The following is a 23,296-nucleotide window of genomic DNA, read 5'->3' as shown; positions in this document are numbered from 1 at the left end:
CGCCCGGCGGTACGGTCGCCGGATGGCGAAGCGCAGCGCGGGTGTCCTGCTGTACCGGATGCGCGCGGGTTCTCCGGAGGTGCTGCTGGTGCACCCGGGCGGCCCGTTCTGGCGGAACAAGGACCTGGGCGCCTGGTCGCTGCCCAAGGGCGAGTACGACTCCGACGAGGAGCCGTTGGCGGCCGCGCTGCGCGAGTTCGAGGAGGAGACCGGCTTCCGCCCGCCCGCGGGTGCGCTGCTGGATCTCGGTGAGGTCCGGCAGCAGAGCGGCAAGGTGGTGACCGCCTGGGCCGCGGCGGGTGATGTCGACGTGTCGCTGCTGCGCAGCAACGAGGTGGAGTTGCCGTGGCCGCCGCGTTCCGGGCGGACCGCGACCTTTCCGGAGGTGGACCGGGCGGAGTGGTTCGACCCGGACGCTGCGCAGCGGAAGCTGGTGGCGGCGCAGGCCGAGTTCGTGCCGCGGCTGCTGCGCGCCCTCGGCCTGGCGTGACCGGGTCAACGCTCCGAGAAGTACCCGGCGACGAGCAGCACGAGGTACACCCCGAGCACGGCCAGTGGCGCGAGCAGTAGCAGGCGCGGTTCCTTCGCGGCCATCACCAGAACGCCTACCGCGCCGGCGACGGCGCAGCAGGACACGGCGGCGGTGATCAGGTAGCGGCGGTGCGGGATGGGAGCGGTCGCCTCCGCGGCGGGGAGCACGGTTCCGCGCTGCACCGGAATGGCCTCGCCGAAGTGGGGGCGCGGCTGCGGGAGATCGTGGAACGGAACGAGCAGTTCGGCGCGGGTGCGGGCCTGTTCGAGCTGCACGGCGCGGTCGCCGAACTCCTCGGAGGTGAGGCATCCCGCCGCGACGTGCTCGTTGAGCAGCCGCATGCCCTGCGCCCGGTCGGCGTCCGACAGGCGGATGTCGCCGTCCCGGGCGGGAAGGTCCGCGTGGGTCACTGCGCTCACCTCGAATCCTCGTGCCGCCGGCGGTCGGCGGCTCGGGTGCGACGCTAGGTCGGCGGTGGCGGGTGGCGGATCGGACTTCGAGCCGGGACGACTCGGCCGAGAAGCCGGGCTGTTGCGGCGGAATCCGGCTGAACGACCGACGGCCCCTCCGGTGCGGAGGGGCCGTCGGGACGAGATCGGTCAGTCCAGCGCGGAGTCCCGCGTCTCCCGGCTCAGCAGCAGCGCGATGAACGTCAGCGCGCCCATCGCGGCCAGGTACACACCGACCCAGCCGACGCCGTAGGAACCGGCCAGCCACGTCGCGATGTAGGGCGCGACGGACGCGCCGAGCAGGCTCGCCAGGTTGTACGACACCGAAGCTCCCGTGTACCGCACCGCGGTCGGGAACAGTTCGGGCAGCACCGCGCCCATCGGCCCGAACGTCAGGCCCATCAGCCCGAGCCCGACGATGAGGAAGGTCAGCACCGCCGGCAGCGAACCGGCTCCGAACCACGGGCCCATCAGCAGCCCGAACACGATGATCGCCCCGGTGATGATCAGCAGCGTGGGGCGGCGGCCGAACTTGTCCGCCAGCAGCCCGGCCACCGGCACCGTCAACCCGAAGAACACGACGCCGACCAGCAGGAAAACCAGGAATTCGGAGCGGCTGTAGCCCAGTCCGGACTCCGCGGTGCCGTAGGACAGGGTGAACACGGTCATCAGGTAGAACAGCACGTAGGTCGCCAGCATGATGAACGTGCCCAGCACCAGGCCCCTCAGGCCGGTCCGGAACACCTGCACGAACGGGACCTTGGCGCGCGCACCGGATTCGACGACCTTCGCGAACGCGGGCGTCTCGTGCAGGCTCAGCCGCACCCACAGCCCGACGATGACCAGGATCGCGGAGGCCAGGAACGGCACCCGCCAGCCCCAGGCGAGGAACGTGGCGTCGTCCATCGTCTCGGACAGCAGCAGGAACAGGCCGTTGGCGACGAAGAAGCCGATCGGCGCGCCCAGCTGCGGGAAGGTCCCGAAGAAGGCCCGCTTGCGCGCGGGAGCGTTCTCGGTGGCCAGCAGCGCCGCGCCACCCCATTCGCCGCCGAGGCCGAGGCCCTGGCCGAACCGGCACAGCGCGAGCAACAGCGGCGCGGCGACCCCGATGGAGGCGTAGCCGGGCAGCAGCCCGATGACGACGGTGGAGACGCCCATCGTCAGCAGCGAGGCGACCAGCGTGGACTTGCGGCCGATGCGGTCGCCGAAGTGCCCGAACAGCGCGGAGCCGACCGGGCGCGCGATGAAGGCGATGGCGAAGGTCGCCAGCGACTGCAAGGTGGCGGCGGCCGGGTCGCCCGCGGGGAAGAACAACTTCGGGAACACCAGCACGGCGGCGGTGGCGTAGACGTAGAAGTCGTAGAACTCGATCGAGGTTCCTACGAGGCTGGCCACCACGACTTGGCGAGTGGAATTGCGCGGCGCGGTGCCATCCGCGACGTCACCGGGAACGTGGCCGACCGCCATGGTCCGGAACCTCCCTGTTCACACGTTCAGACCAGAAGTGAGCACACGCAGGGTAACCCCCGCTGCCCATCTATCGGGAACCGAGTCTCATCCGGTGGACGTGGGATCGGACACCGGGCGCGTCCGGGGCGGAATCGAGCCGGGGTGCGGCGGCGTTGGGAGCGGTGTGACGACTCCGCTGCGCTCTTCGGTCCTGGACCGCTCGCTCGTGCTGCGAGGGCGGAGCCCGGCGGAATCCCTGCGGCGCACCGTCCGGTTCGCGGTCGAGGCCGAGCGGCTCGGCTACCACCGGTTCTGGGTGGCCGAGCACCACGGCGTGCCGGGCGTGGCCGGTTCCGCGCCCGCCGTGCTCGCCGCGGCCGTGGCGGGGGCGACGTCCCGCATCCGGGTGGGTACCGGTGGGGTGATGTTGCCGAACCACCCGCCGCTGGTCGTGGCCGAGCAGTTCGGCGTGCTGGACTCGCTGCACCCGGGGCGGATCGACCTCGGCGTGGGCCGGTCGGTCGGGTTCACCGCCGCGGTCCGCGCGGCGCTCGGGCACGGCCGCGACTCCGCGGACCGGTTCGCCGAGCAGCTCGCGGAACTGCTCGGCCACTTCAGCGCCGGACCGGAGGCCGCGGTGCGCGCGGTGCCCGCCGCCGGGACGCACGTGCCGGTGTTCGTGCTCGCCACCGGTGCGGGCGCCGAGCACGCGGCCGCCGCCGGGCTGCCGCTGGTGATCGCCGCGGTGCGCGGGGACGAGGCGTTGCGGCGCGCCGTCGACGGCTACCGCGAGCACTTCCGGCCGTCGCCGTGGGCGGAACGTCCGCACGTGGTGCTGTCCCGCTCGGTCGCGGTCGCCGAGACGGCCGGACGGGCCCGGCGGTTGCTGGTGCCGGAGGCGTGGGCCACCGCGAGTTCCCGCGTGCACGGCGTGTTCCCGCCGCTGGAACCCGCGGACGAGGTGCTGGCGCGGAGCATGGACCGGCGGGAGGCCGAGCAGTTCGAGCGGGCGATGCGCGGCCACGTGCACGGCACCGCGGCGGAGGTCGCCGACCGGTTGCAGGCCCTGCTCGACGACGTGGCCGCCGACGAGCTGCTGATCACCACCAGCGGCCACGACGAGGAGGAGCTGCTGGACTCGTACCGGCGGCTGGCGGAGCTGATGCCGTGACCGCCGCGCTGGAGATCGTCGCGGCCGGAAGTGCTGGGGTGCAACGGTTCTTCGCCCGGCCGCTCCCGTTCGAGTGATCATCGTCCCGCTAGCGGGTGATCAACGGCGCCGATTCCTTGTGCGCCAACGGAATCCTCCGGTCCACTGAGCACCTGCGGGCGGTTTTCCGGGGCCGCCCGCGGGCCGCGGCGTGGGATCGTCGTTCCTGGGGCGCGCGGAGCCGTGAGCGGACGCGCGGGAACGGTGGGTCTCGGGGAGGCGCCGCGGTTCCCGCGCCGGACCAGGGGGCGAATCGTGGTGGAGATATCGACGCGGTCGGTGGTGGCCGCGCCCGACGGTCCGACGTTCGGGCTGACGAAGTTCCTGGATCCGCTGTCGGTCCCACCGGTGCTGCGGCCCACCGCGCACGGCTGCGACGCGGACCTGACGATCCGGGCGATCACCTCCCGCGCGCGGCTGCACGGCGAACTGCCGGAAACCGTGCTGTGGACCTACGACGGGCACTTCCCCGGGCCGACCATCGAAGTGCGCCGGGACCGGATGCTGCGGGTCGCGTGGACCAACGAGGTCACCGGCACGATGCCGTTCGCCGCGGTGCGGATCCCGCAGCCACCGGCCGGGACACCGCCGGAGGACCTGCCGGCGAACCGACCCGGCTACCCGCGGAATCCCGACGGGAGCCCGGCCGACGGCGCCGCGCTCGTCGACGGCGTGACCGAGCTGCCCGCCTGGCTGGTGACGCACCTGCACGGCGCGGACGCGAACGCGGGCAGCGACGGCTGGGCGCACAACGCGGTGCTGCGCGGACATTCGCAGCTCACCGAGCATCCGAACCGGCAGCCCGCCACCGCGCTCTGGTACCACGACCACGCGATGGCGGTCACGCGCTGGAACGTCCACGCGGGGCTGTTCGGCGCGTACTGGATCCGCGACGACCGGGAGCGGGCGCTGGGGTTGCCGGACGGGGACCGGGAGATCCCGCTGCTGATCTGCGACCGGAACCTGGACACCGGTGCGACGGGCGAGCTCACCGGGCGGCTGCTGTTCAAGGTGCCCGCGATCGGCACCGCGATGATCCCGTTCACCGGACCGTTCACGCTGGTGAACGGGACGATCTGGCCGCACCTCGAAGTCGATCCGGCCGCGTACCGGTTCCGCGTGGTCAACACCTCGAACGCCCGCTTCTACCGGCTGAACCTGATCGACGCCGACGGCGCGTCGGAGAACGCCGTGGTGCGCCAGATCGGCACCGACGGCGGGCTGCTGCCCCGGCCGGTCCCGCTGCCCACGGACGGGCTGGTGCTGGCTCCCGCGGAACGCGCCGACCTCGTCGTCGACTTCCGGCGGGCGCGCGACCGGTCGCTGCGGCTGACCAACACCGCGGCCGACGCCCCGCTCGAACCGGACGTCATGCAGTTCCGGGTGCGGGGTGGCCGGGCGAGGGACACCTCCCGGTTGCCCGACGTGCTCTCCGCGGGGCCGGTGCACCTGCCCGGCGACCACGACCAGGTCTGGGTGGGGCTGGTGCCGCCCGGCACCGGCGGCGAGGCGCATCCGCAGCTGTGGGAACTGCGCGAGCTCGCCGAGCACGAGGTCCCGCCGCTGCCCGCCGCGGACGTGGTGCAGGTGACCGATCCGCGCACCGGGCGCACCCGCACCTTCCGCCGGGTGGCGTCGCTGTTCGACGACGCGGTCAGCGTGTTCATCGCGCACGACGCCGTCGTGGAGTGGAACTTCATCGGCTTCGGCGGGCCACCGCACCCGATGCACATCCACCTGGTGCAATTCCAGATCCAGGCGCGCCGCCGCTTCACCCCCGACTTCGACCTGCAGCTCGGCGGAACCCGGACCCCGGCCGCCGGGTTCACCGACGTCCCGCTGCAGGACTTCGAACGCGGCCGCAAGGACACCACGGTCGTCGACGGCGGCGAGTGGGTCAGCGTGCTGGCGCGGTTCGGCGAGTCCACCGGCCAGTTCATGTACCACTGCCACATCCTCGACCACGAGGACGAAGGCATGATGCGCCCGTTCGTCGTGCACCCATCGGAGATCGCCCGCTTCCACCCGCATCCGGGCTCGCACCCGCACGAGCCCTACCGCGGGGCGTGAGCAGGCCGCGGTAGGGGTTCAGGCGGCGCTCCGGGTGGTGGCGGGCCGGCGGCGCCGCGCGGGGTCGGTGATCGCCGGCGGGGCGTAGGCCATGTCCAGGGCGCCGACATCGGTGCCCGGCGGGACGATCGCATCGATTCGGTCCAGGACGTCGTCGGGCAGCGTGCGGTCCAGCCCGTCGAGGAGATCGCGCAGGTGCTCCATGGTCCGCGGACCGATGATCGCGGAGGTGACGCCGGGGTGCGCGATGGTGAACGCGACGGCCAGGTGGGACAGCGGCATGCCCGCGTCGGCGGCGAGCGGGATCAGCTGTTCCACGACGTCGATGCGGCGTTCGTCGGACAGGTGCGCGAAGCCGAAGTTCGCCCGGCGCGAATCGGGGGACGTGCCCTTCCGGTACCGACCGGTCAACATGCCTTGCGCCAGCGGGCTCCACACCAGGGCGCCCATGCCGTACTGCTCGCACACGGGGAGCACGTCGCGTTCGATGCCGCGGTTGAGCAGGGAGTACGGCGGTTGCTCGGTCCGCATCCGGTGCAGCCCGCGCCGCTCGGCGACCCACTGGGCCTGCACGATCTCGTGCGCGGGCGTGGTGGAGGAGCCGAAGGCCCGGATCTTGCCCGCGCGCACCAGGTCGGTGAGCGCGGACAGGGTCTCCTCGACGTCGGTCGCCGGATCGGGCCGGTGCATCTGGTAGAGGTCGATGTGGTCGGTGCCCAGCCTGCGCAGCGAGCCTTCGACGGCCCGGGTGATCCAGCGGCGCGAATTGCCCCGCGCGTTCGGGTCGTCGCTCATGGCCCCGTGCGCCTTGGTGGCCAGCACGACGTCGTCCCGGCGGTGGGCGAGGGCCTTGCCGACGATCTCCTCGGATTCGCCGCGGGCGTAGACGTCGGCGGTGTCGATGAGGTTGATGCCCGCGTCCAGCGCCGTGTGGATGATGCGGGTGCAGTCGTCGTGGTCGGGGTTCCCGAGCGCTCCGAACATCATCGCGCCCAGCGCGTAGGGGCTGACCTGGATGCCGGTGCCGCCCAGCGTGCGGTACTCCACGGGGGTCCTCTCGGTGGGTGCGGCACTTCCGCCGCGCAATCGGAACGTTGTTCCGGAACGACGATACGGAACCTCGTTCCGGATCGCAACGCGGGTGGTACCGGATGGGTGCGCGACGTCCCGATCGGGCTGGTGCGGCGAATGCGGCCCGTCGGTGCCGCGGGAAAATGCCGCATTCGTGGTCGCATGTCCGAGATCGGTGGTGTTCCGGATAACGGATCGGTGGACATCGGGTCGGGTGGGGGCGGTTCCGGGGATAGGTTCAGACCTCGTCGCACCCCCGAGAACGGATTGGCCGCAGCATGAAGCCGACGAGCGCGGAGCACGAACCCCACGTACCGGCGAGCTCGACTCCGCGCGAGATCACCGCCAAGGCCGTGGTCCTGGGCATCGTGCTGGCGGCGATCCTGGCCGGGGCCAACGCCTACCTGGGGCTGAAGGTCGGGCTGACCGTGTCGGCCTCGATCCCGGCGGCCGTGATCTCGATGGCGGTGCTGCGGCTGCTGCGCGGATCGACGGTGGTGGAGAACAACATCGTGCAGACCGCGGCCTCGGCCGGGGAGTCGCTCGCCGCGGGCGTGATCTTCACGCTGCCCGCGCTGGTGCTGCTGGGCTACTGGGACGGGTTCCCCTTCCTGCCGGTGGCGACGATCGCGCTGTGCGGCGGGGTGCTCGGCGTGCTGTTCACGGTGCCGCTGCGGCGCGCGCTCATCGTGGAGAAACCGCTGCGGTTCCCCGAAGGCGTCGCGACCGCCGAGGTGCTCAAGGCCGGTGAGCGGGGCGGGCGCAGCGCGGTGCACATCACCGTCGCGGGCCTCGCCGGTGCGCTGCTGAAGTTCCTGCAGAGCGGGCTCGGGCTGGTGTCGTCCACGGTGACCGGGTCGGTGAAGGCCGGGGGCGTGGTGATCGGGCTCGGCAGCGAGCTGGGCGTCGCGCTGCTCGGTGTCGGCTACATCGTGGGGCTGAACATCGCGTTCCTGGTGTTCCTCGGCGGCGGCCTCGCCTGGTTCGCCGGGATTCCGCTGTACATGGCGTTCACCGATCCGGCGCAGCTGCACGCGATCGTCGGGGGCGCGACCGGCTACGACGCGGCGGAAGCGGTGTGGGACGAGAAGATCCGCTACCTCGGTGTCGGGGCGATGGCCGTCGGCGGGGTGTGGGCGCTGCTGTCGGTGGTGCGGCCGATGATCGCCAGCATCCGGTCCTCGGTGGCCGCGGTCCGCGCCCAGCGCGGCGGAGGAGCGGGGGAGGTGCCGCGCACCGAGCGGGACATCCCGGCGAACTGGCTGCTCTACGGCACGCTGGCGATGGCGGTGCCGGTGCTGCTGGTGTTCCTGTTCGTGGTGGACCGCTCGCGGCTGGAGATCGGCGGTGGCCTGTTCGCCGCGACGATCGCGTTCGGGGTGCTGTTCGCGCTGGTGGCGGGGTTCCTGTTCTCCTCGGTGTCGGGGTACATGACGGGGCTGGTGGGCTCGTCGAACAACCCGGTGTCCGGGGTGACGGTGCTGACGCTGCTGGCGAGTTCGCTGCTGCTGCTGGTGATCCTGGGCGCGCAGATCGACTTCGCGGGTGATGAGGCGAAGGCGACGATCGCCGCGTCGACGGCGGTGCTGATCTCCGGGGTGGTCAGCTGCGCGGCGGCGATCGCGGGCGACAACCTGCACGACCTCAAGACCGGGCACCTGCTGGGGGCGACGCCGTTCAAGCAGCAGGTGATGCTGGTGGTGGGCGTGGTCGTCTCGGCGCTGTGCATCGCGCCGATCCTGTCGGTGCTGTACGCGGCGTACGGGATGGGGAACTCGTTCCCGCGGCCGGGCATGGACCCGTCGGAGTCGTTGCAGGCGCCGCAGGCCGCGCTGATGAGCTCCATCGCGAAGGGCGTCTTCGGCGGTGGCCTGCCGTGGGGGATGATCTGCGCCGGCGGTGTGCTGGCGGTCGCGCTGATCGTCGCGGACCGGCTGCTGGAGCGGCGCGGCGCGTCGTTCCGGATGCCGGTGCTGGCTGTCGCGGTGGGCCTGTACCTGCCGCTGGAGCTGTCCGTGCCGATCTTCGTGGGTGGTGTGATCGCGTACCTGGTGGCCCGCCGCAAGCGCGGTTCGGAGTCCGGCAGCGGCCCGGGGCTGCTGTTCGCCTCGGGCCTGATCACCGGTGAGGCGCTGGTGGGGATCGTGCTGGCGATCCCGTTCGCCATCGCGCAGAGCGCGGACGTGTTCGCGATCAGCCCGGCGGTGCTGGGCCTGTCGGAGTCGTCGTTCTCGGTGCTCACCGACGTGCTCGGGGTGGCGGCGTTCGTGTTCTTCGTGCTGTGGCTGTACCGGACGGCGCGCAGGTCGGAGTGATCCCGCCGGCCGGGTGCGGCCGTCCGGGTGACTGTGCTGGTGACCACGGGGCCTTGTGAGTTAGGCAAGCCTGTCTTTAATGTTCGGCTGTGCCCTCGAACTCATCGCAGCAACCGGCCGGCGTGCGCGCCCGCGAAGTGGACGTCGCCTACGGTCGCGACGTCGTGGTGCACGGCGCGTCGATCTCGCTGGTCGCGGGCGAGGTCACCGTGCTGATCGGACCGAACGGCAGCGGGAAGTCGACGCTGCTGCGCGCGCTGGCCCGGCTGCATCCCCCGGTCGCCGGTGCGGTGTCGTTCGCCGACGGCGCCGAGCTGCGCGCGCTGTCCGGGAAGGACCTGGCCCGCCGGATCACCCTGCTGTCGCAGCAGCGCACCGCGCCGGGCGGGTTGAGCGTGCGCGAGCTGGTGGAGTTCGGCCGCCACCCGCACCGCTCCCGCTGGGGCGGCCGCGACGCGGAGGGGCCCGCGGCCGTGGAACGCGCGATGGCGCTGACCGGGCTCGCCTCGATCGCCGACCGGCCGGTGCAGGCGCTCTCCGGCGGGCAGGCGCAGCGGGTGTGGCTGGCGAGCTGCCTGGCCCAGGACACCGAGCTGGTGCTGCTGGACGAGCCGACGACCTTCCTCGACCTGCGCTACCAGGTGGAGATCCTCGACGTGATCCGCGCGCTCGCCGACGAGCACGGGGTCGGCGTGGGCGTGGTGCTGCACGACCTCGACCAGGCGGCGGCGGTCGCCGACCGGGTGCTGCTGCTGGAAGACGGGCGGGTCACCGCGGAGGGCGCGCCGGACGAGGTGCTCACCTCCGCGAACCTCACCCGCGCCTACGGCATCCAGGTGGACGTGGAGATCGATCCCGCCGACGGGCACCTCCGCACCCGCGCCGTCGGCCGCTTCAACACCTCCGGCGTTCGCGCCCCCTCGGCCTGACCGGCACCTCCGGTCACCCTCCAGGTAGGAGAATCATGCGCAGGACCAGAGCGATCATCGGGCTGTGCGCGGCCGCCGCGTTCTTCGCGGCGGGCTGCGGTACCACCGAGCAGGCGGGTGGCCGGGAGAAGTCCGCGAGCGGCGGCGATCCGGTGACGGTCGTCGACTCCCGCGGCGAGGAGGTCCGCCTCGACGGGCCCGCGAAGCGGGTCGCGGCCACCGAGTGGAACGGCACGGAGAACCTGGTGTCCCTCGGCGTCATGCCCGTCGGAGCGTCCGATGTGGACGGATATGGCAAGTGGGTGGGCGCCGCGCCGCTGGACGCCGAGGTGAAGGACCTGGGCACCCGCGGCGAACCGAGCCTCGATGCGCTCGGCTCGCTGGACCTGGACCTGGTGGTCGTCACCGACAGCCTCAGCGAAGCGGCGCTGGCGCAGGTCGAGCAGATCGCACCGGTGCTCGTGATCAAGGGCGGCGGCGCGCCGGACCCGATCGGCACCATGTTCCAGAACCTGGACCTGATCGCGAAGGCGACCGGCACCGAGGACGCCGCCGGGCGGTTGCGCTCCGAGTTCGACGCGAAGATCGCCGAAGGCCGCGCCGCGGTCGAGCAGGCCGGTGCGCTGGACACCCCGGTCGCGTTCTCCGACGCCTACGTGACCTCCGGCGAGGTGAGCATCCGGCCGTTCGCGAAGGGTTCGCTGGTCTCCGAGGTGTTCGACCGCATCGGTCTGCGCAACCCGTGGCCGATGGCGGGCGACCCCGAATACGGCCTCGCCTCCGCCGACGTGGAAGGGCTCACCCGGCTGCCGGACGTGCGGTTCTGGTACGAGGCCAACGGGTCGGAGACCGACGCCTACGGCGAGACGCTCAAGGACAACGCGATCTGGAAGAACCTGCCGTTCGTGCGCAGCGGCAAGGTGCAGCGCCTGCCCGATTCGCTGTGGATGTTCGGCGGCCCGAAGTCCATGGAGCAGTACGTCGACGCCGCGATCGCGGCGCTGAAGGCGTAGTCCCGCGGTGACGACGCTCGTCCGCCCGCCCGCCCCGCCGGTCGCGACCGTCCGGCGGGGCGCGCCGCTGGTGCTGCTGGTGGTGGCGCTGGCCGCGCTGATCCTGCTGGGTTCCGCGGTGCACCTCACCCAAGGCACGTCCACAGTGGACTTGGGCGGGCTGCTGCACCTGGTGCTCGGCGGCGGCGCCGAGGACACCGCGGCCGTCGTGCTCGAGTCGAGGCTGCCGCGGCTGCTCACCGCGCTGCTGGTCGGCGCGTCCCTCGGCATCGCGGGTGCGGTGCTGCAATCGGTGGCGCGCAACGTGATGGCCTCCCCGGACACGCTCGCCGTGGACGCCGGGGCGCACCTGGCGATCGTCGCGGTCGCCGCGTTCGGCGTGTCGTTCCCGGTGCTGGGCACCACGGCGATCGCGTTCGTCGGCGGGCTCGGCGCGGCGCTGCTGGTGATCTCGCTGTCCGGGATGGGCGGCACGGGGATCGTGCGGCTGGTGCTGGCCGGGACCGCGATCGCGCTGGCGATGCACTCGCTGACGCGGATGTTGCTGCTGCTGTTCGACCAGGAGACGCAGGGGCTGTTCGCCTGGGGTTCCGGTTCGCTCGGGCAGACCGGGCTGGGTGGGATCGAGGACGTCGCCCCGGTGATGGGCGTGGCGCTCGTGCTCCTGCTGCTGCTGTCGCGGCGGCTGGACCTGGTGTACCTCGGCGACGACCACGCGCGGACCCTCGGCGTCCACGTGGGAGGCATCCGGTTCACCTCGATCGCGCTGGCGGTGCTGCTGGCGGCGGCGTCGGTGACCTTGGCGGGCCCGGTGGGGTTCGTCGGGCTCGCCGCGCCCGCGGTGGTGCGGCTGCTGGCGAACCGGGTTCCCGGTCTGCACCGGCACGTCGCGCTGCTGCCGATCTCCGGGGCGATGGGCGTGGTGCTGCTGGTGGGCGCGGACGTGCTGCTGCGCGCGCTGATCGGGGCGCAGAGCGCGCTGGAGATCCCGACCGGGGTGGCGACCACGCTGATCGGCGCGGTGTTCCTGGTGGTGCTGTGCCGGAACATCCGGGTGTCCGCCTCGGCCGCGGAACCCCCGGCGGCGGGGGTGCGCGGCGGCGTGTCGGCGGCCCGGGTGCGGCTGGTCGTCGGCGGCTTGGTGCTGCTGCTGGTCGCGGTGGTGATCGGGGCGGTGCTTCTGGGCGACGTCCTGCTGCTGCTCGGCGACCTGGCGAACTGGGTGAGCGGGCAGGCGGGGCCGATCGTGAGCAACGTGATGTCGAACCGGGTGCCGCGGGTGGTCGCGGCGGTGCTGGCGGGAGCGGCGCTGGCGCTGTCCGGCGCCGCGATCCAGGCCGTGGCGCGGAATCCGCTGGCCGAGCCGGGGATCATCGGTGTCGCCGGAGGTGCCGGGCTCGGCGCGATCACGGTGATCACCGTGTGGTCCGGCGCCGGGTTCTGGGTGCTGGCCGGTGGTGCCGGGCTCGGTGCGGCGGTGGCGACGCTCGTGGTGTTCGCGATGGCCGCGAAGGGCGGGTTCGCGGGCGAACGGCTGGTGCTGATCGGGTTCGGCGTGCAGGCCGCGGCCCAGGCACTGGTGACGCTGCTGATCACGCTGTCCGATCCGTGGAACGAGACGAAGGCGCTGACCTGGCTGGGCGGCTCCACCTACGGGCGCACCTACGAGCACCTGGTGCCGCTGGCGCTGGCGCTGCTGGTGCTGGTCCCGGTGCTGGTGCGCGCCCGCGGCGAGCTGGACCTGCTGTCGGTGGACGAGGAGACGCCGCGGGTGCTGGGCGTGCACGTGCCGGGGGCGCGGTTGCTGCTGCTGTGCTGCGCGGTGCTGCTGACCGGTACCGCGGTGGCCGGGGTCGGGGTGATCGCGTTCGTGGGGTTGATCGCCCCGCACGCGGCGCGCGCGATCGTGGGCAGGCGGCATTCCCGGATGCTGCCGGTGGCGGCGCTGCTGGGCGGAGTGCTGGTGTGCGTGGCCGACGTGGTGGGCCGCGCGGCGATCGCCCCGGCGCAGCTGCCCGCGGGGATGATGACGGCGCTGATCGGCGCGCCGTACTTCGTGTGGCTGCTGTCCCGCACCCGGACCCGCTGATCGGCACCCGGGCCCGCTGATCCGCACCAGGTGAATGGCCCATTCGACCGGTGAGGGTGGTCGAATGGGCCATTCACCTACGGGGTCAGGCGTCGAGGAGCAGGACCACGTGCAGGGTCCGCGGCCCGTGCACGCCCTCCACCCGGTCCAGTTCGATGTCCGAGGTCGCCGAGGGGCCGCTGATCAGCGTCGTCGGCCGCACCGGGTCGAGCCGGGCCACCGCCTCCGGCACCCCGGCGACCACTGCGGACAGCGCGACCAGGCACACGTGCAGGTCCGGCACCAGCGTCAGCGCCCGGCGGCCCTGGTCGGCCGACGAGTCCAGGAAGATCGTGCCGGTCTCCGCGCAGGTCACCGCCGACCCGGTCACCACCCCGTCCAGCTCGTCCAGCCGCGCGGGCGGCACGTCCGCGGAGTCGACGGTGATGTCGCCGCCGAACTCGGCGACCCACCGGCGGTCCAGCCCGGCGGGGATGCCGATCCGGCGGGCGCCGCGCAGCGCCGTCCCGATCGCCCCGGGCGCGTCGGCGGCGTCGCACTGGTGCACCGCGGCGCCGTAGTCCTCCAGCCGGTCCACCAGCAGTTCCCGCCGCCGGTCCGCGGGCAGCGTCCGCGAGCGCCGGTACTCGCGCGGCACCTGCACCGCGGCGGGCGGGGCGAGCGCGAGGGCGTCGCGCACCCGGCCCAGCACGGTCTCCCGGGCGTTCACCGCGCACCTCCTTCGCGCCGGGCGCGGTCGAGCGCGGCCCGGCCTTCCGCGGAGTTCCACCACTGCCGGAACGTCCGCTTCGGCGGCACCGGCAGGTCGCGCGACGAGGTCCACGCGCTGCCGGGCGGTGGCAGCACCTTGATCCGCCCGCCGCGGCCGAGCAGCCTGCCCAGCTGCGCCGCGCGCTGCGCCGCGGTCCACCGGCCCGCGGAGCCCATCGCCGCCGACGCGGCCTTCATCATCGCCTGCTCGGCGTCGAACCCGGCCTGCTCGACGTGCTGGTGGCGCAGTTCCACCAGCAGCGACGGGATGTCGATCTTCACCGGGCAGGCGTCGAAGCACGCCCCGCACAGGCTGGAGGCGTAGGGCAGCGAGCCGTTCGGATCCCCGGACCCGGCGTTCATCCCGGCCAGCTGCGGCGTGAGCACCGCGCCGATCGGTCCCGGGTACGTCGAGCCGTAGGCGTGCCCGCCGGTCCGCTCGTACACCGGGCACACGTTGAGGCAGGCCGAGCAGCGGATGCAGTGCAGCGCCTCGCGCCCGATCTCGTCGGCGAGGGTGGCGGTGCGGCCGTTGTCCAGCAGCACCAGGTGGAACACCTCGGGTCCGTCGCCGGGCGTGACGCCGGTCCACATCGAGGTGTACGGGTTCATCCGCTCGCCGGTGGAGGACCGGGGCAGCAGCTGCAGGAACACCTCCAGGTCCTCGAACCGGGGGATCAGCTTCTCCAGCCCCATCACGGTGATCAGCGTCTCCGGCATGGTCAGGCACATCCGCCCGTTGCCCTCGGATTCCACGACCGACAGCGTGCCGGTGTCGGCGACGCCGAAGTTCGCCCCGGAGATCGCGACCCGTGCGCGCATGAACCGGTCGCGCAGGAACCGCCGGGACGCCTCGGCGAGGTGCGCGGGATCGTCGTCCAGGTCCGGGTCGACGCCGGGCATGGCGCGCAGGAAGATCTCCCGGATCTCCGCGCGGTTGCGGTGGATCGCCGGGACCAGGATGTGCGAGGGGCGGTCCGCGCCGAGCTGCACGATCAGTTCGGCCAGGTCGGTCTCGATGGCGGTGATGCCCTCGTCGGCGAGGTGCTCGTTGAGGCCGATCTCCTGGGTGGCCATCGATTTCACCTTGAGGACGTCCGCGGAGCCGGTGTCGCGGACGAGCCGGGTGACGATCGCGTTGGCCTCGGCGGCGTCGCGCGCCCAGTGCACCGTGCCGCCGCGCGCGGTCACCGCCTGCTCGAACTGCTCCAGGAGTTCCGGCAGCCGGGCGAGGACGTCGCGCTTGATCGCGGCACCGGCGGAGCGCAGCTCCTCCCAGTCGGGCAGTTCGCCGGTGACGGCGAGCCGCTTGTCCCGGATGGTGCGGGTGGCCTTGCCGACGTTGCGGCGCAGCTGGGCGTTGCCGAGCTCGGTGCGGGCCGCCGCCGGGAACGGTTCGCCGCCGCGGAGGTTGCCGGTGCCGCGCGGCGGGGCGGTGGGCATGCCGAGGAACGTGCCGCTCATGCGAAGGCTCCCTGCTTCGGGGCGATCGTGCGTTCGGTGGCAGCGAGGATCTCGGCGAGGTGCTTGGTGCCGACGCCGGTCTGCAGCCGGGACAGCCCGCCGCCGATGTGCATCAGGCAGGACGCGTCCCCGGCCGTGCAGTACTCGGCGTCGGTGCCGCCGATGTGGCGCAGCTTGTCGGAGAGCATCGCGGTGGAGGTGTCGGCGTTCTTCAGCGCGAAGGTGCCGCCGAACCCGCAGCACTGGTCGGCTTCGGGCAGCTCCACCAGGTCGATGTCGCGCACCGCGCGCAGCAGCCGCAGCGGTTTGTCCCCGACCCGCAGCATCCGCAGCGAGTGGCAGGTGGGGTGGTAGGTCACCCGGTGCGGGAAGGTGGCGCCGACGTCGACGACGCCGAGGACGTCGACGAGGAACTCGGCGAGCTCGTAGGTCTTCGCCCGCGAGCGCACCACCTGTTCGCGCAGGCCGGGCCGGCCGAAGCGCTCGGCGACGATCTCGTGCTGGTGCCGGATGGATCCCGTGCAGGAGCCGGAGGGCACCACCACGGCGTCGATCGAGTCGTCGGCGAAGCAGGCCGCGTGGTTCTCGACCAGCGGCAGCGCTTCGCGCTGGTACCCGGTGTTGACGTGCATCTGCCCGCAGCAGGTCTGCGCCTCCGGGAACACCACGTCCTGGCCGAGCCTGCTCAGCAGCAGGGCGGTGGCCTGGATCGCGTCCGGGAACAGCGTGTCGCCGAGGCAGGTGGCGAACAGGGCTACCCGCATGCGTCGGACTCCCTTCGTGTGTGGTCTGACCACACCGTAACCGGGGTGGGCGAGTTCGGGAACGGGCGGTGTCCGACCGCCTCGGGCCAGCGTTGCGGCAGCGGGCGGCGCCCGCAACGCGCAGCGCGCGGAGCTCGATAGGCTCCCCGGGTGGCGAAGGCTGGACCGCGGGCGTGGGAACGGGTGCTCGCGCAGATCGAGGACGACCTGGTGCAGGGCCGGATCGCGCCCGGGCAGCGCCTGCCCGGGGAGCGGGCGCTGGCCGAGGAGTTGCAGGTCGGACGCTCCTCGGTGCGCGAGGCGATGCGGGTGCTGGAGGCGCTGGGCCTGCTGCGCGCCCAGACCGGATCCGGGCCGGAGGCGGGCGCGGTGATCCTGGCCCGCCCGACCGGCGGCATGAGCGCGCTGCTGCGGTTGCAGGTGGCGGGGCAGGGCTTCCAGGTGCGCGACGTGGTGCGCACCCGGCTGGTGCTGGAGACCGCCTCGGTCACCGAGCTGGCCACCGGCTCGCCCGATCTCGCCGCGGCGCAGGAGCTGCTCGACGCGATGGACGAGCCGGACCTGGCGCCCGCGGAGTTCCTGGCGCTCGACGCCCAGTTCCACCTGTCCCTGGCGCAGGCCGCGGGCAACGAGGTGGTCGCGGCGATGATGTCCGGGCTGCGCGACTCGATCGAGCACTACACCCGCGAGACGGTCCCGCTGCTGGATTCGTGGGCGGCGACCTCGACCCGGTTGCGCGCCGAGCACCGCGAGCTGCTGGCCGCGATCCGGGACGGTGACGGCGCGCTGGCGGGCCGTCGCGTCACCGCGCACATCAAGGGCTACTACGCCGACGGTGGCCTCGCGCTCTGACCTGGCGGCGCGTGCCCGTCCGGTCCGGCGGGCCGTCGGCGCCGCTGCCGCGAGCCGCCGGCCAGGAGCCGCGAGTCAGGAGCTGGGGGGTCAGACGCTGCGCAGGACGGACACGACGACGCCGAGGACGGTGGCGTGGTCGCCGTCGATGACCTCGTAGGCCGGGTTCCGCGGCTCCAGCAGCACGTGCCCGTTCCGCTTCCGGTACACCTTGACCGTCGCCTCGTCGTCGAGCAGGGCCGCGACGATCTGCCCCGAGTGCGCCTCGGGCTGCTGCTTGACGATCACGGTGTCCCCGTCGCAGATCGCGGCGTCGATCATCGAATCGCCGCGCACCCGCAGCGCGAACACGGTGCCGCGCCCGGCGAACTCGCGGGGCAGCGTCAGCGTGTCGTCGAGGCGTTCGTCGGCGGCGATGGGCGTCCCGGCGGCGATGTCGCCGACCACGGGCACCGTCACCGAATCCCCGTCGCCGCGGGCGGCGGCGGTGCCGTGCAGGAACGCGCGCACGTCGATGGGCCGGGACACGGTCTCGCTGCGCCGCAGGAAGCCCTTGTCCTCCAGGCTCGCCAGGTGCTTGGACACCGAGGACGTGGAGCGCAGGCCGACGGCCTCGCCGATCTGCCGGGTGCTCGGCGAGTACCCGTGCCGCACCACCCAGTCGCGGATCGTCGCCATGATCCGCTGCTGGCGCAGCGGCAGGGACGAGGCGTCCAGGTGCTCGAACGGGTCGAGATCGTCGTAGCCGGTCATCCGCCGAATGGTAGATCCCGCCGCGCCGAACCCGATCACCGGCACGCCGACGCGGGGTGATCGGCGCGGTGCGGGGTCAGGAGGTGGGGAGGATGAGGCAGGTGGTGGTGGCGTGCGCGATGAGCTTGCCCGCCTCGTCGTGGACCTTGCCCTCGGCGGTGGCGGTGCGGCGCCCGGCGTGCACGACGGTGCCTTCGGTGGTGAGCACCTGGCCGTCGGTGCGCGCGGCGCGGATGTAGTTCACCTTGAGCTCCAAGGTGGTGTAGCCGACGCCCGCGGGCAGCGTGGTGTGCACGGCGCAGCCCATCGCCGAGTCGAGCAGGGTCGCGGCGATCCCGCCGTGCACGGTGCCGAGCGGGTTGGCGAAGTCGGGCCGGGTGTCCAGCGAGACCACGATGCGCCCGTGCTCGACCACGTCGAAGCGCATCCCGAGCAGGCCGCCGATGGACGGGGTGTCCGCGAAGGCCCCGGACTGCACCCGGCGCAGCAGTTCCAGTCCGGACGGGGCGGTGGATTCGGTGGTGGACATGGGCCTCTCCTCGGACGGCGGCGTTCCGGCCGGCTCTTGACTACCGGTCGGTAACTTACGTTATCCGAGGTGGACGGCGCGGCGGAGCCCGATGTGGCGCGGATCGCTCGACCGGACGTCCGGACCGGGCGCCCGGTCCAGGCGTCGTGCCGGACGCCCGGTCCGGACGTCGTGCCGGACGGCGATCCGCGGCCGTCGCCTAGATCGTCCCGAGCGGCGGTCCCGCGGGCGCCACCCGAGGCCCGGTCTCCCGAGCCTCGTTGGCGCCCGCGGCCTCACCAGGTGACCGGCAGCGACTCCACGCCGTAGACGAGCTTGCCGAACTTGAACGGGATCTCCGCCGGGTCCACGGCCAGCGCCAGCGACGGCACCCGCCGGTGGAGCGTGCCGAACACGACCTGCAGCTCCACCCGCGCGAGCTGCTGGCCGATGCACTGGTGCACGCCGAACCCGAACGCGTTGTGCTGCCGGGCATCGCGGTGCAGGTCCAGCCGGTCCGGTTCCGCGAACGCCGCGGAATCCCAGTTGCCCAGCGGCAGCGCCAGCACGATGCCCTCGCCCGCGCGGATCGTCTCGCCCTCGACCTCGATGTCCTCGTGCGCGACGCGGCGCAGCCCGTGGTGGGCCACCGACAGGTAGCGCAGCATCTCCTCGACCGCGCCCGCGACGACCTTCGGGTCCTCGGCGTCGCGGAACACGGCCAGCTGCGCGGGGTCCTGGAGCAGCTTCGCGGTGCCGAGCCCGATCATGTTCGCGCTGGTCTCGTGCCCGGCGATGAGCAGCACCATGCCCATCTGCGCGGCCTCGGCGACCGTGACGTCCCCGGCGGTGACCCGCTGCGCGAGGTCGGACACCCAGCCCTCACCCGGTTCGTCGACGCGAGCCGTGATCAGGTCGGCGAGGTAGTCCTGCAGCGCGCCGCTGGAGGCCGCGCTCTGCTCCGGCGTCGCGTCCCGGTCGATGGCGAGCACGCTGTGCCGCTGGAAGAACTCGTGGTCGGAGTAGGGCACGCCGAGCAGTTCGCTGATCATCAGCGACGGCAGCGGCAGCGCCAGCGCGGCGACCAGGTCGGCGGGCTGCGGCCCGGCGAGCATCGCGTCGATCAACTCGTCGGTGGTGCGCTGGATGAACGGCCGCAGCGCGGCGACCCGCTTGGCGGTGAACGGGAACGTCATCATCCGCCGGAACCGGCTGTGCTCGGCGGCGTCGGAGTTGAAGATGCTTGGCGCGCGGTCGGCGGCGTGCGCCTGCGAGGCCGCGCTGATGTGCGGGAAGTCCGGCTGCTTCTCGTCGGTGCTGACGCGGGCGTCGCCCAGCAGCGCGCGCTGCGCGGCGTGCCCGGTGATCACCCACGGGGTGCTGCCGTTCCACAGCCGCACCCGCGACAGCGGCCGCTGCGCGGCGGCCTCGCGCAGCGCGGGCGGGGGAGCGAACGGGCAGGACGGGGCGCGTTCGGACGGGAATTCCGCCGTCGCGGCGAGTCGTTCGGTCATGGTGGCCTTCCGGGGGAGCGGTTCTCGGGAATGTCCGAAGTGGACTTCAGCGGGCAGGTGCGGCCTCGGCAGCGTCGAGGATCTCCTGGCGGCGCAGGCGGACCTGCTTGGGCATGTTCCAGCCGAGGACCGCGGTGGTGCGGCCGTCCTCGCGGTAGCGCACCACGAACCGGCCGTCGGCGGGGTCGCCGTCCACCACCTCCGCGTCGGCGGCGGGTCGCACCGTCCCGTGCACCTGGATCTTCACGTCGTACTGGTCGGTCCAGAAGAACGGGATCGGCGAGAACGCGCGGTCGGCGCCCAGGGCGTTCGCGGCCACCGCCCCGGCCTGCTCGGTGGCGTGCGTGCGGTTCTCCAGGCGCAGCAACGAATTCGTCCGCTCGTCGAGCCACCGGCACACGTCGCCGACCGCGTAGATCCCGGGCGCGGCGCGGCACCGCGAGTCGCACACCACGCCGTCCGCCAGCCGCAGCCCGCTGTCCGCGAGCCACTCGGTGTTCGGCACGGCGCCGACGGCGACCACCACCGCGTCGGCGGGCAGCTCCTCGCCGGAGTCCAGCCGCACCCCGGTCACCCGGCCGGACCCGGTGAACCCGGTGACGCCGCGGCCGAGGCGGAGCTCGACCCCGCGATCGGCGTGCAGTTCCGCGAGCCGGGCGCCGACCAGCGGGCCGAGCTGCCCGGCCATCGGTGCCGCCAGCGGCCCGGTGAGGGTGACGTGCGCGCCCGCGGCCCGCGCGGTGGCGGCGATCTCGGAGCCGAGCACGCCCTCGCCGACCACGACCAGCCGGGCCCCGGGGCGCAGTTCGGCCCGCAGCGCCAGCGAGTCCTCGACGGTGCGCAGCACGTGCACCCCGTCCAGCCCGTCCTGCCCGGGCAGGGTGCGCGGCCGCACCCCGGTGGCCAGCACGATCGTCGCCGCGCTGAGCAGCCGTCCCGCGGCGGTGCGCACGGTCCGGGAGCCCGCGTCCAGGGAGACCGCCGCGTCGCCGAGGACGAAGTCGACGTCCAGCGCGGCGAGCGCCTCCTCGGTCCGCAGCCGCGCCCGGTCGGGTTCCCACTCCCCGGCGAGCACCTTCTTCGACAGCGGCGGCCGGTCGTAGGGCAGGTGCGGTTCGTCGCCGAGCACCGCGATCGGCCCGTCGTGCCCGCCCCGGCGCAGGGCTTCCGCGGTGGACAGGCCGGCGGCGGAGGCGCCGACCACCAGCACCGGTCCGGTCACGACTCCTCGCTGAGCGCGATGGCGGCCGCGGGGCACATGTTCGCGGCTTCCCGGGCGCCGTCGTGCAGTTCGGCCGGGGGAGCGGCGTCCAGCAGGACCACCACGCCGTCCTCGTCGCGCTGGTCGAAGACCTCGGGCGCGACCATGACGCACGTCCCGGCGCCGCAGCACTTCTCCTCGTCGATGGTCACCTTCATCGTGTTCGACTCCTGTCGTATCGGGTTCGGCCGTCGTAGTGGGTTCGGGTCGCGGAGCCCGCTCGGCTCCGCGGCCGCCGGGCCGGGCTGCGCATCGCGCGAGCACCGGCGGTCACGGTGCGCCGTCCCGTTCGCCCGGGAGGCTTCCAGCGGTGGCGGGCGCGAGCCAGAGGCCGGTGATCGCGTCCACCAGGCCGGTTCCGGCCTGCTGCCAGGTTCGGCGCGGGGTGGGGGTGCCGTCGGCCAGTGCGAGCTCGCGCTCCGCGACCACGTGCACCACCAGCCGCCGGGCCATGTCGCGGCGTTTCTGCCGCACGGGTTCGGGCAGTTCGGCCAGCAGGCGGTGCAGTTCCTCGCCCGCGCGCCGCAGCGATGGGGAGTTCCACGAGGCGCGTTCGGCGATCTCGCGGTAGGCGGGGTCGGTCATGACCTGCGCGCCGAACCGGCCGTACCAGGTCGGCCCGCCCAGGTCGGCCAAGTGCTGCGCGCTCGGCAGCACCATGCACGCCACCCAGTCCCGCACGGCGGTCGACCCTTCGGCGTCGGCGACCATCCGGGCGCGCAACCGCTCGACCTGCTCGTAGTGCTTGCGCAGGATCGCGGCGACCAGTTCGGCCTTGGTGCCGAAGTGGTAGCCGACGACGGCGTTGTTGCCCTGTCCCGCGGCCTCCCCGATCTGGCGGTGGGACACGGCGGTGATCCCGTGCTCGGCGAACAGGCGCTCGGCCGTCGCGAGGATCAGCTCCCGCGTCGCCCGCACCTGCCGGGACCGCGCCGCGCCCACGGTCACCACCGCACCGGGACTTCGCGCAGGCCGCCGACGACGAGTCCTTCCAGCGGTCGCAGCTGCGCGGCGGGCACCGCGAGCTCCAGCGACGGCAGCCTGCGCAGCAGCACTTCGAGGGTCACCTGCAGCTCGTTGCGGGCCAGCGCCTGCCCGAGGCAGGAGTGCGCGCCGGTGCCGAACGCCAGGTGCGGGTTCGGGGTGCGGGCCAGGTCCATGTCGTCGGCGCCGTCGAAGGCGGTTTCATCGCGGTTCGCGGCGGCCATGTTGCACATGACGGTGGTGCCGCGCGGCAGCTCGGTGCCGGCGATCTCGACGTCCTCGTTGAGGAAGCGGACCATGCCGAGCCCGGAGTTGGCGTCGAACCGCAGCACCTCTTCGACCGCGGAGCGCACCAGCGACGGGTCCGCCAGCAGCCGCTCCCAGCGCCGCCGGTCCGACAGCAGCATCGCCACCATTTTGCCGATCATGTTCGCGGTGGTCTCGTGCCCCGCGATGAGCAGGCCGAGCCCGGTGGCGGCGAGCATCCGGTCCGGCATCCGCTCGCCCTCGGAGTCGGTGGCGGCGATGAGCTCGCTGAGCAGGTCGTCCCCGGGCTCCTGCTGCTTGGCGGCGATGTGCCCGGCCATGTAGGCGAAGAAGTCTGCCTCGGCGGCCTTGAACTCCTGCTCGGAGTACCGGGTGAGATTGAGGAAGGTGTCCGACCAGCGCGAGAACCGGTCCCGGTCGGCGGTGGGCACGCCGAGCATGTCGCAGATGACCCACACCGGCAGCGGGAACCCGAGCGCGGCCTTGAGGTCGGCGGGCTCGCCACCGGCGATCATGTCGTCGACGAGGCTCTCGGCCATCCGCTCGATCTCGGGGCGCAGCGCCAGCATCCGCTTGGCGGTGAACCACCGGTTCACCAGGCGCCGCCAGCGCTGGTGGCCCTCGCCGCTCTGCGGGAGCGCGGTGGACATCTCGCTGTTGAACAACCCGCCCGATTCGGTGTCGGAGATCCGGGCGGCGTCGGGGTCGTCGAGGCTGCGGCCGGAGCGCTGGTCGGCGAGCACGTCCTTGACGTCGGAGTAGCGGGTGAGCAGGGCGACCTCGTCGCCGCTGGGCAGCTTGGCGCGGGAGACGGGGCAGCCGGCGCGCAGCCGGGCCCATTCGGCGGGTGGTTCCAGCGGTCCCGGTGCGGGGATCGGGTAGTCGAGCACCCGTTCGTCAGATGTGGTCACCGCGGTGTCTCCTCAAGTCGGCCTTGCTCGGGTCCGGGGAATTCGGCGCGTCCGGGAACGTCCGGGGATCGAGCTTGGAGGTAGTGAACCGCAGCTGCTAACGTCAGTCAAGCGCCTGCCTTAAAGGCGCGGACCGAACGA

The 23,296-nt window shown here is 73.0% G+C and carries 21 protein-coding genes; 8 read left to right on the top strand and 13 right to left on the bottom strand.

The genetic code is table 11. The annotated features are described in order from the left end of the window. Positions 1–22: 22 nt before the first annotated feature. Positions 23–490: an NUDIX hydrolase gene (locus AC29IT_RS03770; protein ID WP_488217827.1), complete on the top strand. Its 468-nt coding sequence runs from the start codon at positions 23–25 to the stop codon at positions 488–490. Positions 491–495: 5 nt separating this feature from the next. On the opposite strand, the gene AC29IT_RS03765 is transcribed toward AC29IT_RS03770, so the two are convergent. Both AC29IT_RS03765 and AC29IT_RS03760 read right to left on the bottom strand, forming a co-directional pair. Next, positions 496–951 (bottom strand): DUF1707 SHOCT-like domain-containing protein, encoded by a 456-nt coding sequence (locus tag AC29IT_RS03765; protein WP_488217826.1) that lies wholly within the window; start codon positions 949–951, stop codon positions 496–498. A gap of 180 nt (positions 952–1,131) precedes the next feature. Next, on the bottom strand, positions 1,132–2,448 hold the full coding sequence (locus AC29IT_RS03760; RefSeq protein WP_488217825.1) for an MFS transporter: 1,317 nt from the start codon (positions 2,446–2,448) through the stop codon (positions 1,132–1,134). A gap of 166 nt (positions 2,449–2,614) precedes the next feature. Between AC29IT_RS03760 and AC29IT_RS03755 the strand changes: the two genes are divergently transcribed. Next, entirely contained in the window at positions 2,615–3,601 is a 987-nt protein-coding gene (locus AC29IT_RS03755; RefSeq protein WP_488217824.1) for an MsnO8 family LLM class oxidoreductase, read from the top strand. Between the two features lie 294 nt (positions 3,602–3,895). Next, on the top strand, positions 3,896–5,710 hold the full coding sequence (locus AC29IT_RS03750) for a multicopper oxidase family protein (RefSeq protein ID WP_488217823.1): 1,815 nt from the start codon (positions 3,896–3,898) through the stop codon (positions 5,708–5,710). Between the two features lie 18 nt (positions 5,711–5,728). Here the strand turns inward: AC29IT_RS03750 and AC29IT_RS03745 are convergent, their stop codons facing one another. After that, the gene (locus AC29IT_RS03745; RefSeq protein ID WP_488217822.1) at positions 5,729–6,757 is read right to left on the bottom strand and encodes an aldo/keto reductase; all 1,029 of its coding nucleotides are present in this window, start codon (positions 6,755–6,757) and stop codon (positions 5,729–5,731) included. Between the two features lie 302 nt (positions 6,758–7,059). Between AC29IT_RS03745 and AC29IT_RS03740 the strand changes: the two genes are divergently transcribed. The 4 genes from AC29IT_RS03740 (at position 7,060) to AC29IT_RS03725 (ending at position 13,127) form a co-directional block, all read left to right on the top strand. After that, complete coding sequence (locus AC29IT_RS03740; RefSeq protein WP_488217821.1) at positions 7,060–9,096, top strand: OPT family oligopeptide transporter; 2,037 nt, start codon at positions 7,060–7,062, stop codon at positions 9,094–9,096. A gap of 89 nt (positions 9,097–9,185) precedes the next feature. Beyond that, positions 9,186–10,025 (top strand): ABC transporter ATP-binding protein, encoded by an 840-nt coding sequence (locus tag AC29IT_RS03735; RefSeq protein ID WP_488217820.1) that lies wholly within the window; start codon positions 9,186–9,188, stop codon positions 10,023–10,025. Positions 10,026–10,060: 35 nt separating this feature from the next. Further along, positions 10,061–11,038: an iron-siderophore ABC transporter substrate-binding protein gene (locus AC29IT_RS03730; protein ID WP_488217819.1), complete on the top strand. Its 978-nt coding sequence runs from the start codon at positions 10,061–10,063 to the stop codon at positions 11,036–11,038. 7 nt (positions 11,039–11,045) lie between these two features. Then, positions 11,046–13,127 carry an iron ABC transporter permease gene (locus AC29IT_RS03725; protein WP_488217818.1) on the top strand — a complete coding sequence of 694 codons (2,082 nt, stop codon included), beginning with the start codon at positions 11,046–11,048 and terminating at the stop codon, positions 13,125–13,127. Positions 13,128–13,212: 85 nt separating this feature from the next. Here the strand turns inward: AC29IT_RS03725 and AC29IT_RS03720 are convergent, their stop codons facing one another. Genes AC29IT_RS03720 through AC29IT_RS03710 form a run of 3 tightly spaced genes read right to left on the bottom strand, consistent with a single transcriptional unit; the run spans position 13,213 to position 16,105 of the window. After that, entirely contained in the window at positions 13,213–13,836 is a 624-nt protein-coding gene (locus AC29IT_RS03720) for a LutC/YkgG family protein (protein WP_488217817.1), read from the bottom strand. After that, positions 13,833–15,341 (bottom strand): lactate utilization protein B, encoded by a 1,509-nt coding sequence (locus AC29IT_RS03715; RefSeq protein WP_488217816.1) that lies wholly within the window; start codon positions 15,339–15,341, stop codon positions 13,833–13,835. The genes AC29IT_RS03720 and AC29IT_RS03715 overlap by 4 nt, the downstream gene beginning before the upstream one ends. After that, positions 15,338–16,105, bottom strand: a complete 768-nt coding sequence (locus AC29IT_RS03710; protein ID WP_488217815.1) for a (Fe-S)-binding protein — start codon at positions 16,103–16,105, stop codon at positions 15,338–15,340. The genes AC29IT_RS03715 and AC29IT_RS03710 overlap by 4 nt, the downstream gene beginning before the upstream one ends. A gap of 150 nt (positions 16,106–16,255) precedes the next feature. Between AC29IT_RS03710 and AC29IT_RS03705 the strand changes: the two genes are divergently transcribed. Beyond that, positions 16,256–16,957 carry a FadR/GntR family transcriptional regulator gene (locus tag AC29IT_RS03705; protein WP_358441084.1) on the top strand — a complete coding sequence of 234 codons (702 nt, stop codon included), beginning with the start codon at positions 16,256–16,258 and terminating at the stop codon, positions 16,955–16,957. A 90-nt stretch (positions 16,958–17,047) separates the two neighbouring features. Here AC29IT_RS03705 and lexA read toward each other — a convergent pair whose 3' ends face one another. From lexA to AC29IT_RS03670, 7 genes are all read right to left on the bottom strand, one after another. Next, on the bottom strand, positions 17,048–17,710 hold the full coding sequence (gene lexA / locus AC29IT_RS03700) for a transcriptional repressor LexA (RefSeq protein ID WP_488217814.1): 663 nt from the start codon (positions 17,708–17,710) through the stop codon (positions 17,048–17,050). Between the two features lie 76 nt (positions 17,711–17,786). Continuing rightward, complete coding sequence (locus tag AC29IT_RS03695) at positions 17,787–18,239, bottom strand: PaaI family thioesterase (RefSeq protein ID WP_358441090.1); 453 nt, start codon at positions 18,237–18,239, stop codon at positions 17,787–17,789. A 275-nt stretch (positions 18,240–18,514) separates the two neighbouring features. Further along, on the bottom strand, positions 18,515–19,732 hold the full coding sequence (locus AC29IT_RS03690) for a cytochrome P450 (RefSeq protein WP_488217813.1): 1,218 nt from the start codon (positions 19,730–19,732) through the stop codon (positions 18,515–18,517). A gap of 46 nt (positions 19,733–19,778) precedes the next feature. After that, positions 19,779–20,954 carry an NAD(P)/FAD-dependent oxidoreductase gene (locus AC29IT_RS03685; RefSeq protein ID WP_488217812.1) on the bottom strand — a complete coding sequence of 392 codons (1,176 nt, stop codon included), beginning with the start codon at positions 20,952–20,954 and terminating at the stop codon, positions 19,779–19,781. After that, positions 20,951–21,151, bottom strand: coding sequence for a ferredoxin (locus AC29IT_RS03680; RefSeq protein ID WP_358441098.1), 201 nt, complete (start codon positions 21,149–21,151; stop codon positions 20,951–20,953). Before AC29IT_RS03680 ends, AC29IT_RS03685 begins: the two co-directional genes overlap by 4 nt. 112 nt (positions 21,152–21,263) lie before the next feature. Then, positions 21,264–21,941, bottom strand: coding sequence for a TetR/AcrR family transcriptional regulator (locus AC29IT_RS03675; RefSeq protein WP_488217811.1), 678 nt, complete (start codon positions 21,939–21,941; stop codon positions 21,264–21,266). Further along, positions 21,938–23,155, bottom strand: a complete 1,218-nt coding sequence (locus AC29IT_RS03670; protein ID WP_488217810.1) for a cytochrome P450 — start codon at positions 23,153–23,155, stop codon at positions 21,938–21,940. The genes AC29IT_RS03675 and AC29IT_RS03670 overlap by 4 nt, the downstream gene beginning before the upstream one ends. Positions 23,156–23,296: the final 141 nt, after the last annotated feature.

Source organism: Saccharopolyspora sp. MMCC62 (assembly GCF_057736575.1).
The sequence above is the reverse complement of the archived record's forward strand: the minus strand, read 5'-3'. Positions and strand labels throughout refer to the sequence as shown.